Raw genomic sequence first — 10,443 nt, forward strand, 5'->3', positions numbered from 1 at the left:
TATAATGAAAACGATTGACGGCAAGCTATTTGCTGAAATGATTATCACAGGAGCAAATAACTTATCTCAAAATGCAGATTATGTAGATTCATTAAATGTCTTCCCGGTACCAGATGGTGACACAGGAACAAATATGAATTTATCAATTACATCAGGTGCTCAAGAAACTGAAGCACATATTGAATCACATATTGGTAATGTTGGAATCGCATTTTCTAAAGGTTTACTTATGGGAGCACGTGGAAACTCAGGTGTAATTCTTTCACAGTTATTCCGTGGCTTCTCAAAATATATTGAACAAGATGAAGAAATCGATGCGAAAAAATTTGCTAAGGCATTTAAAGCGGGTGTGAAAACTGCTTATAAAGCAGTAATGAAACCTGTTGAAGGTACAATCTTAACAGTTGCGCGTGAAGCTAGTGAAGGTGCAATGAAAGTTGCTGAAGAAACTGACGATTGCATCGCTGTTATGGAAGAAGTAGTTCGTGCAGGTAATGCATCATTGCAACGAACACCTGATTTATTACCAGTGCTTAAAGAAGTTGGCGTTGTAGATAGTGGTGGTCAGGGATTAATGTATGTTTATGAAGGTTTCTTGAGCGTAATGAAAGGTGAAGCGATTGCTGCACCTGTTACACGTAAAGTGGATGATGATTTTATAAATGATGATCATGACTTTGGTGATGTTGTAAAAACTGAAGACATTGTTCCTGGATTCTGTACAGAATTTATGGTTCGCTTCAAACCAGGTATGAAACCATTTAATGAAGATGATTTCAGAAACGATATGTCTGAATTCGGTGACTCATTACTGGTAATCTCTGATGAAGAAATTGTTAAAACGCATGTCCATTCTGAAACACCTGGTGAAGCGTTAACATATGGTAGTCAGTATGGTGAAATCATTAAAATTAAGATTGAAAATATGCGAGAACAACACAGAGAAGTATTGCGTAAACGTGGTATTCGTCAGGAAGAAACAGCTAAAGTAGAAAAAGCAATTATTACTATTTCTATGGGTGACGGTATCACTGAACTGTTTAAATCAATTGGTGCAACACATGTGATCAGTGGTGGACAAACAATGAACCCATCAACTGAGGATATCGTTAAGATTATTGAGAAAAGCGGATGTAAAGAAGCTATCGTTTTACCGAATAATAAGAATATCATCATGGCTGCTGAACAAGCAGCTCAAGTTACAGATATTCCTGTAAAAGTTGTACCGTCAAAAACAATACCACAAGGTTTAACAGCAATGTTATCATATAATTCTGATGCTTCAATTGAAGAAAATGCACAAAATATGACAGATGCGCTGTCTAATGTTAAATCTGGTTCAGTAACGTATGCGGTAAGAGATACTTCAATAGATGGTGTGAACATTGAAAAAGGTGCTTTCATGGGTATCAATGAAAGTAAAATTACGGTATCTGATAAAAATCAACAAAAAGTGTGTATTGAATTATTAAAATCTATGTTAGATGAAGACTCAGAAATTGTTACTGTTATAAAAGGAGCAGATGCTTCTGACGCGGATGTTCAGGCGATTGAGTCGTTCCTAGAAGAACATTATGAAGATGTTGAAGTGGAAGTTCAGGATGGTAAACAACCGATTTACAGCTTTATGTTCGCTGTAGAATAAATCATATTGTAAAATAAAATCCGAGCAGCTTATTTATCCATGCGGATGATTAGTTTGTTCGGATTTTATCACAATAAGGAAGCAATGAACATTCATGAATATAAATTAAAGGGGAAATGGAAATGAAATATAGAAGTGTTTTTGATATTATTGGTCCGATAATGGTTGGCCCATCTTCATCACATACTGCCGGGGCTGTTCGAATCGGTCTGGTTGCAAGAGATTTATTTGGTGGAACACCTGCTCAAGCTGACATCTATTTATATGGTTCATTTATGGAAACATATAAAGGACATGGAACGGATGTTGCATTAGTTGCTGGATTGCTTGGTTTTGATACAGATGACAGTCGTATTCCCGAAAGTCTTGAACTTGCTAAACAATCCGGTCTAAACGTAACATTTATTGAGCAGGATGAAGAGAAAAGTCATCCGAATACTGCAGTCATCCATATGAAAGATGGAGATAAAGAATTAACGATAGAAGGTATTTCTATCGGTGGAGGTAAAATTGAAATTGTTGCATTAAACGGTTTCCCGATTACGATTTCAGGTAATTATCCGGCATTACTTGTTTTCCATCAGGATTCATTTGGTACAATAGCAAATGTGACACAAATACTTGGTGCAAACAAGATAAATGTTGGTCAAATGCAGGTATCTCGTAAAAACAAAGGTGAAATTGCCTTAATGACATGTGAACTTGATGATTTAATTGACGAAAGAATTATAGAAGAAATTAGACAATGTAATGGCATATCTACTGTTACTTTAATGTCTGAAGCTTAAGGGGGATAATATGTTTAATAGTGTAGAAGCATTAATAGAACTATGTAAAACTGAAAATATTGCTATATCTGAAGCGATGATACGTCAAGAAATGGAAGTTTCTCGTGCGACGCGTGAAGAAGTATTTGCTAAGATGGAACGCAATCTCGTAGTAATGGAGCAAGCTGTTGAAAGAGGTTTAAATGGTGTAAAAAGTCCGACAGGTCTAACAGGAATGGATGCTGTAAAATTACGTGAATATATAGCGCGTGGCAATACATTAAGCGGTGAAACATTACTGGATGCTGTAAGTAAAGCTGTTGCAACTAATGAAGTCAATGCTGCGATGGGATTAATCTGTGCGACACCAACTGCTGGTAGTGCAGGTGTTGTTCCGGGTACATTGTTTGCTATGAAGACGAGACTGAATCCGACGCGTGAACAGATGATTGAGTTTTTATTTACTACTGGTGCATTTGGATTTATTGTGGCTAATAACGCTTCAATTTCTGGGGCAGCTGGCGGTTGTCAAGCTGAAGTAGGTAGTGCCGCTGCAATGGCAGCCGCTGCGATTGTTGAAATGGCTGGTGGAACACCTGAAATGAGTGCGCATGCATTTAGTATCTGTCTGAAAAATATGTTAGGACTTGTTTGTGATCCGGTTGCAGGTCTTGTAGAAGTGCCTTGTGTGAAACGAAATGCAGCGGGTGCATCAAATGCTATCGTTTCAGCAGATATGGCATTAGCAGGTGTTGAGAGTAGAATTCCTACAGATGAAGTAATTGAAGCGATGTACAAAATTGGACAAACAATGCCAAGTGCATTACGTGAGACTGGTAGAGGTGGTCTTGCAGGCACTAAGACTGGCCAGGAAATGAAGGAAAGAATTTTTGGAAGCAAAACAACAACTCATTAAAGAACAGTCGATTGCTACATTAAAAGGTGTTGGACCTAAAACACTTGAACATTTAAATACATTAAATATATATGATATGGAAAGTTTATTATTATATTTACCATATCGTTACAATGATGAAACGATAATTAATATTCATGACGCTATGGATGGTGAAAAGATAACAGTTGCCGGAGAAATTTATTCTCAGGCAACTGTTGCACATTTCGGCAGAAAAAAATCTAAAGTATCTTTTCATATCATGGTTGATAATGTTGCAGTACGTGTAGAATATTTTAATCAGCTATATATTAAGCCGCAGGTTGTCGTCGGTGAACAAGTAAAGATAACAGGTAAGTGGATGAGAGGTAAACAAATTATTCAAGGTACTGGTTTTAAGAAATTATCAGAGACCAACCAAAATGATGATCTTGTCCCACAATATAGTCTTAAAGGACTGATTAAACGCGCTACTTTTCAGAAAATATTGCATAATGCGTTATTAACAGCTGATTTGCCACCATTTTTACCTGATTATTTAAAACAAAAATATAAACTTTGGGATTTTAAAGAAGCAGTTGCTGAACTTCATTTCCCAGTTTCTCATGAGCGTCTTATACAGGCAAAACGAACATTTGCTTTCTGTGAATTATTATTGTTTCAGTTAAAGATGCGTATGCTGCATCTTAAGGAACATCAATCAAGCAATAGTGATATTCGCTATAATATAGATGACGTCAAAACATTTATTCAAACGTTGCCATTTGAACTGACTGACGCTCAAAAACAAGTTGTCAATGAAATATTCCGTGATTTAAAATCACCGATGCGAATGAATCGGTTATTGCAGGGAGATGTTGGTTCAGGAAAGACGGTTGTTGCAGCAATAGCAATGTATGCACTTAAAACAAGTGGTTTACAAAGTGCATTAATGGTTCCAACTGAAATTTTAGCAGAGCAACATGCTGAAAGTTTAAGTGAATTATACGGTGAGACGGTTAATGTTGCGCTATTAACATCATCCATAAAAGGGAAACGTCGAAATATTATTCTTGAACAATTAGCTTTAGGTGAGATAGATGTTTTAGTGGGTACACATGCACTCATTAGTGATCCGGTAAATTTTCATCATCTTGGCCTCGTTATAACAGATGAACAGCATCGTTTCGGCGTGAATCAAAGAAAGTTATTACGCGAAAAAGGTGAAAATGCTAACGTATTATTCATGACAGCTACACCTATTCCACGAACTTTAGCAATTTCTGTCTTTGGTCAACTTGATGTATCTACGATTAAACAAATGCCTAAAGGTAGAAAACCGATTATTACTGAATGGGCAAAACATGAAGCAATAGACACTGTCTATGAGAAAACAAAAAGGCAGATAGAGATTGGGCATCAAGTATATGTCATATGCCCACTCATTGAAGCATCTGAGCATCTGGATGTCAAGAATGCTACTGAAATATATATGGCTTATCAAGCTATTTTTGGAAAAGACCGTGTAGGTCTCATGCATGGTAAGATGAAAGCCGAAGATAAAGATAGCATTATGCAGCAGTTTGCTAATCATGAAATCGACGTTCTCGTATCAACTACTGTCGTTGAGGTAGGTGTAAATGTTCCGAACGCTACAATGATGATTATCTATGATGCAGAGCGATTTGGATTATCAACATTACATCAATTAAGAGGTCGTGTAGGTAGAAGTAGTCATCAAAGTTATTGTATACTAGTAGGTAATCCAGAAACTGAAACGGGTATCGAACGTCTTCAAATAATGACTCAGACGACAGATGGCTTTATTCTAAGTGAAAAAGATCTGGAAATGCGTGGCCCAGGTGACTTCTTTGGGGTGAAACAAAGTGGTTTGCCAGATTTTAAAGTTGCAAATATTGTAGAAGACTATAGAATGTTAGAAGTAGCAAGAGATGAAGCAAGTGAAATTATTTTAAGCGGAATGATTGATTCACCTGAATTATCGTTTTTAAAACAACGATTAACCGACGAGATACATTCACAAGAAATTGATTAAGGAGCACATGATGGGAAGAATATTACTGAGAGTTATTGGTGTACTATGTATTGTAGCAGCATTGGTTATGTTTTTCTGGCAGAATATCCGTGAGTATTACACTGAAATTGTAAACGAAAAGATTATTACTGCATATGAAAAAAATGAAGATAAACCTAAAGTAAATGAATTGGAAAAATGGATTACGAAGACTGAACCTGATAAATTAAAATTAAAGGCCAATATGTTAGGATACTTAAAGGTACCGGCAGCTAAAATTAATGAACCGCTACTTAAAGGACCAGCAACACAAAAGAATTTGAAGAATGGTGTGTCTCTTGTTGAAGAAGGAGAAAAGCTATCTGAACAAAATGTAGCAATCGCTGGCCATAGAGTGGAAGGTGCAGGGATACGATTCAATTATTTAGATCGCGCCAAAGTAGGAGATACTGTCATTCTGCAGTCACGTGATGGAATTAAAAAGTACCGTATCTATAAAATCTTTAACGTAAAACCGACACAGGTTGGTGTATTAGATGAAAAGAAAAACGCACTACAGGAACTTACTTTAATCACGTGTGATAATTATGATCCACAGCGTATGCTTTTTAGTGAACGCATGATTTTTAAAGCAAAGTTATATGAAGAGAATGGTGAAAAAGTAAAAGCACCACAAAAATCAAATACTAAAAAAGCTGCATAATAGAGATCAGACATTCAAGTCTGGTCTTTTTTTGTATAAAAAGTTGCAGTTAAAATAACAGTTGTGTTATATTTACTAGTACTAAGACCAACTACTAAAAGGATTTGTATATATGAAAAAACTAAATAAAAAAGACCGTCAGTCAGAACTCACGAAACGACTTAATGAGGACCCTTTTTTGACCGATGAAGACTTGAGTCGTGATCTCAATGTGAGTATCCAGACAATTAGATTAGATCGATTAGAACAAAATATTCCGGAACTACGCGAACGTATTAAAGATGTAGCAGTAAAACAACGAGACGAGGTACGTGCATTACCAATAGATGAAATTATTGGTGAAGTCATTGATCTGGAACTTGATAAATCTGCTATCTCTATACTTGATATAAAAGACGAACACGTATTTTATAGAAATAAGATTGCACGTGGACATTACTTATTTGCACAAGCTAATTCATTATGTGTAGCTGTGATTAACGACGAATTAGCACTTACAGCTAAGAGTGAAATTAATTTTAAGAAACCTGTAAAGCTAGGAGATCGTGTCATTACAAAAGCTACCGTTATCTCGAAAGGAAATAAACGTGCTAAAATCGAAGTTGTAAGTACAGTTAAACAGACGACGGTATTTACCGGACAATTTGAAATGTATTATACAGGTGAGGATGAGATAAATGATTAAAATAGCAGTTGATTTGATGGGTGGAGACGATGCTCCTCAAGTAGTATTGGACGGTATTGAACTTTTCTTAAAAACGTTTAATGATGTTGAGATTCAGGGATATGGCTTACCAGAATATAATACGATTAAACATGATAATTTTAAATTTATTGCTTGTTCAGAACAAATTACGATGGATGATGAACCGGTGCGATCAGTACGTAGAAAGAAAGATGCATCGATGGTACGTGCTGCAGAAGCCGTTAAGTTAAAAACAGCGGATGCATGTGTTTCAGCAGGTAATACTGGTGCATTAATGTCAGCAGGATTATTTATTGTCGGCCGTATTAAAGGTATAGAGCGTCCAGCCTTAGCGATGACAATGCCGACAATTGATAATAAAGGCTTCATGCTACTTGATATGGGAGCAAATGCTGATGCAAAACCTGAACATCTAGTACAATATGCAAAGATGGCGAATATCTATGCGAAAGCAAATCGTAAAATTGCTAACCCGACAATTGGATTAGCCAATATTGGTACTGAAGATAAAAAAGGAAATACATTAACGAAAGAAACATTTGCATTATTAAAAGCAGAAACTTCAATAAATTTTATCGGCAATGTTGAGCCTAAAACGCTATTGAATAGTACGGCAGATATCGTGGTAACAGATGGTTTTACCGGAAATATTATATTAAAAACATTAGAAGGTACAGCTAACAATATTTTTAAAATGTTAAAACAAACGTTAACAAGCAGTACTAAAAATAAACTCGCAACAGCAATTATAAAGAACGATTTGGCAAAACTAAAAGGTAAGATGGATTATTCTGAGTATGGAGGAGCTGTATTGTTTGGTGTGAATGGTCTTGTAATAAAAGCGCATGGCTCTAGTGATAAAGTCGCGATTTACAATGCACTGCGCCAGGCTCGACTTGCCGTTCAAGAAGATGTTGTATCAACATTAACGAAAGAGGTAGGAACAGATGAGTAAAGTATTGATGTTCCCTGGACAAGGCTCACAGTACACTGGTATGGCAAATGATATCTATCATGATGCTACAGGTAAGTCGTTATTAAATGACTTAAATGCAGCTCTTGATGAAGATATTATTGCAATCATGGAGAGTGGAGAAAGATTAGCTGAGACAGAAAATACACAACCTGCAATTGTCATGCATAGTATAGCAGCAATGAAACTTGCGCAGTTAAATGCTGATTATGTAATAGGACATAGTTTAGGTGAATATGCAGCACTTGTTGCAGCAGAAGTCATTTCACCGATAGATGCTGTACGCATCGTACGTAAACGTGGTCAATTGATGCAATCTGCATTTCCTCCGGGCGTAGGATCTATGGCAGCAATAATGGGGACTGACCGAGATGTTATTGAAAAAGCATGTCAATTATTATCAAATGACAGCGAAAAGCTAGATATTGCAAACTTAAATTGTCCAGGTCAAATCGTCGTTGCAGGTCATAAGACATTGATCGATAAATTAGTTGAATCGAAAGCTGAACATCAAATTAAGAAGATTATTCCTTTAAATGTTACAGGTCCGTTTCACTCAAGCTTAATGAAAGTTATTGAAAGTGAGTTTAGTGCATTTTTGGATACAATTGATTTTAGTGATGCATCAATTCCAGTTATCCAGAATGTGACAGCATTACCTGTAACGGATAAAGACGAAATCAAAGCAAATTTAGTGAAACAATTGTATTCTCCAGTTGAGTTTACCGCTTCTATAGCATATTTGCTGGCTCAAAATGCAGATACATTTATAGAAGTAGGTCCAGGAAAAGTATTATCTGGATTAGTGCGAAAGATAGATAGAAATGTAATTACGATACAAGTGGATACACTTGAACAAATCAATGAGGTGAAGTCATGGCATTAGCAATCGTAACAGGAAGTTCAAGAGGAATAGGTGAAGCAACTGCAATTAAACTTGCTGAGGATGGATTCGATGTTCTCGTAAACTATTCAGGGAATCAGGAACGTGCAGAAGCGGTTGTGGCAAAGATTGAAGCATTAGGACAAAAAGCGATTGCTGTTAAAGCGAATGTCAGTGATGCTGAAGAAGTGAAAGAAATGATACGTATTGCAATTGAAACTTTTGGTTCGATTGATGTCGTTGTCAATAATGCAGGGATAACACGTGACAATTTAACGATGCGTATGAAAGCCGAAGATTTTGATGATGTTATTGCGACAAATTTAAAAGGTGTATTTAACGTTGTGCAATCGGTAACACGACAAATGCTTAAGCAACGATCAGGCGTCATTATTAATATGAGTAGTGTTGTTGGTGCTTTGGGTAATGCCGGACAAGCGAACTATGTTGCAAGTAAAGCAGGTGTTGAAGGTTTAACGAAAACATTTGCTCGTGAGTTTGCTAGTCGTGGCGTGCGAGTAAATGCTGTAGCTCCTGGTTTTATTGTAAGTGATATGACAGATAAATTAGGTGCAGATTTAGTAGAAGGTATGAAACAGCAAATTCCACTCGGTACCCTTGGTGAAGTGAATGATATCGCTGAGGCAGTGAGCTTCCTTGCAAGTAATAAAGCAAAATATATCACGGGTCAGACATTACACGTAAATGGTGGCATGTTTATGAACTAAGGGGTAAAATAATATAGGATATTTTAAGGAGGTGAAACACATGGAAAACTTCGACAAAGTAAAAGAAATCATCGTTGACCGCTTAGGCGTTGATGCGGATAAAGTTACTGAAAATGCTTCATTTAAAGATGATTTAGGTGCTGATTCTTTAGATATCGCTGAATTAGTAATGGAATTAGAAGATCAATTTGGAATGGAAATTCCGGATGAAGAAGCTGAAAAAATCAACACAGTTGGTGATGCAGTTAAATACATTGAATCTTTAGAGGCTTAATCATATCAATCCTATAACACTAATATTTTAGTGCTATAGGATTTTTTTAGAAATCTCATATATTGCTTTTTTTATAAATCGTTTTAACGTAAAATATAAAGAGTATTACTTGAAAAAGGAGGAAAAAAATGAACAAAAGACTAGCAATTATTGAGAAGTTTAAGAAAAAAATTAACATAACGTTTGAAATGCTGGATATTGTACCTCAAGACATCACGATTTATACGCAGGCATTTTCACATTCTAGTTTCATCAATGATTTTAAACTAGATAAAGTGAATGATAACGAGCGTTTAGAATTTTTAGGTGATGCGGTGTTAGAATTGGTGGTCTCACAATATTTATACAAAGAGCACAGTCATTTACCAGAGGGTAAATTAACGAAGTTACGTGCAGCAATCGTATGTGAACCTTCACTTGTGACATTTGCGAAACAATTAGGATTTGATCAATTGATCCTTCTTGGTAAAGGAGAAGAAAAAACTGGTGGCAGAACCCGTCCATCTTTAATTGCTGACGTATTTGAGGCTTTCGTTGGTGCATTATATTTAGATTTAGGGTATGATGCAACGTTAAAGTTTTTCAACCAGTTTATTTTTCCGAATATTACTGAAGACTTAATTGAAGGCATATTAGATCATAAGACATTTTTACAGGAATATATTCATAAGACGAAAAATGTTCAGGTGACATATCAATTGATTAGTGAAGAAGGTCCGGCACACTTTAAAACGTTTACTTCGGTTGTCTGCATCGAAGGTGAGCGTTTAGGTATCGGAAGCGGAAGAACGAAGAAAGAATCAGAACAGAAAGCGGCGCAGGATGCGTTAGCAATTCTGATGGCAGGAGCGTAAT

The 10,443-nt window shown here is 36.2% G+C and carries 11 protein-coding genes; all 11 read left to right on the plus strand.

Features of this window, described 5'->3' with window-relative positions; all coding sequences use genetic code 11:
- The first annotated feature begins 1 nt into the window (after position 1).
- The 11 genes from KFV12_RS05835 (at position 2) to rnc (ending at position 10,442) form a co-directional block, all read left to right on the plus strand.
- Positions 2–1,645: a DAK2 domain-containing protein gene (locus KFV12_RS05835; protein WP_254257634.1), complete on the plus strand. Its 1,644-nt coding sequence runs from the start codon at positions 2–4 to the stop codon at positions 1,643–1,645.
- A 122-nt stretch (positions 1,646–1,767) separates the two neighbouring features.
- The gene (gene sdaAB, locus KFV12_RS05840; RefSeq protein ID WP_111714605.1) at positions 1,768–2,433 is read left to right on the plus strand and encodes an L-serine ammonia-lyase, iron-sulfur-dependent subunit beta; all 666 of its coding nucleotides are present in this window, start codon (positions 1,768–1,770) and stop codon (positions 2,431–2,433) included.
- Positions 2,434–2,443: 10 nt separating this feature from the next.
- Complete coding sequence (gene sdaAA / locus KFV12_RS05845; RefSeq protein WP_111714606.1) at positions 2,444–3,328, plus strand: L-serine ammonia-lyase, iron-sulfur-dependent, subunit alpha; 885 nt, start codon at positions 2,444–2,446, stop codon at positions 3,326–3,328.
- Positions 3,303–5,342, plus strand: coding sequence for an ATP-dependent DNA helicase RecG (gene recG, locus KFV12_RS05850; RefSeq protein ID WP_254257541.1), 2,040 nt, complete (start codon positions 3,303–3,305; stop codon positions 5,340–5,342). The genes sdaAA and recG overlap by 26 nt, the downstream gene beginning before the upstream one ends.
- Before the next feature lie 10 nt (positions 5,343–5,352).
- Positions 5,353–6,024, plus strand: coding sequence for a class A sortase (locus tag KFV12_RS05855; RefSeq protein WP_111714608.1), 672 nt, complete (start codon positions 5,353–5,355; stop codon positions 6,022–6,024).
- A gap of 112 nt (positions 6,025–6,136) precedes the next feature.
- On the plus strand, positions 6,137–6,709 hold the full coding sequence (gene fapR, locus KFV12_RS05860; RefSeq protein WP_111714609.1) for a transcription factor FapR: 573 nt from the start codon (positions 6,137–6,139) through the stop codon (positions 6,707–6,709).
- Positions 6,702–7,685 carry a phosphate acyltransferase PlsX gene (gene plsX / locus KFV12_RS05865; protein ID WP_111714610.1) on the plus strand — a complete coding sequence of 328 codons (984 nt, stop codon included), beginning with the start codon at positions 6,702–6,704 and terminating at the stop codon, positions 7,683–7,685. Before fapR ends, plsX begins: the two co-directional genes overlap by 8 nt.
- Positions 7,678–8,589, plus strand: coding sequence for an ACP S-malonyltransferase (gene fabD, locus KFV12_RS05870; protein WP_111714611.1), 912 nt, complete (start codon positions 7,678–7,680; stop codon positions 8,587–8,589). The genes plsX and fabD overlap by 8 nt, the downstream gene beginning before the upstream one ends.
- Positions 8,580–9,314 carry a 3-oxoacyl-[acyl-carrier-protein] reductase gene (fabG, locus tag KFV12_RS05875; RefSeq protein ID WP_111714612.1) on the plus strand — a complete coding sequence of 245 codons (735 nt, stop codon included), beginning with the start codon at positions 8,580–8,582 and terminating at the stop codon, positions 9,312–9,314. The genes fabD and fabG overlap by 10 nt, the downstream gene beginning before the upstream one ends.
- 40 nt (positions 9,315–9,354) lie before the next feature.
- Positions 9,355–9,588: an acyl carrier protein gene (locus KFV12_RS05880; RefSeq protein WP_096076743.1), complete on the plus strand. Its 234-nt coding sequence runs from the start codon at positions 9,355–9,357 to the stop codon at positions 9,586–9,588.
- A gap of 128 nt (positions 9,589–9,716) precedes the next feature.
- A complete protein-coding gene (gene rnc / locus KFV12_RS05885) occupies positions 9,717–10,442 on the plus strand; it encodes a ribonuclease III (RefSeq protein ID WP_302054733.1) in 726 nt (241 codons plus the stop codon).
- Position 10,443: the final 1 nt, after the last annotated feature.

The organism is Macrococcus epidermidis, from assembly GCF_024205965.1.
Classification (GTDB): Bacteria; Bacillota; Bacilli; order Staphylococcales; family Staphylococcaceae; genus Macrococcoides; species Macrococcoides epidermidis.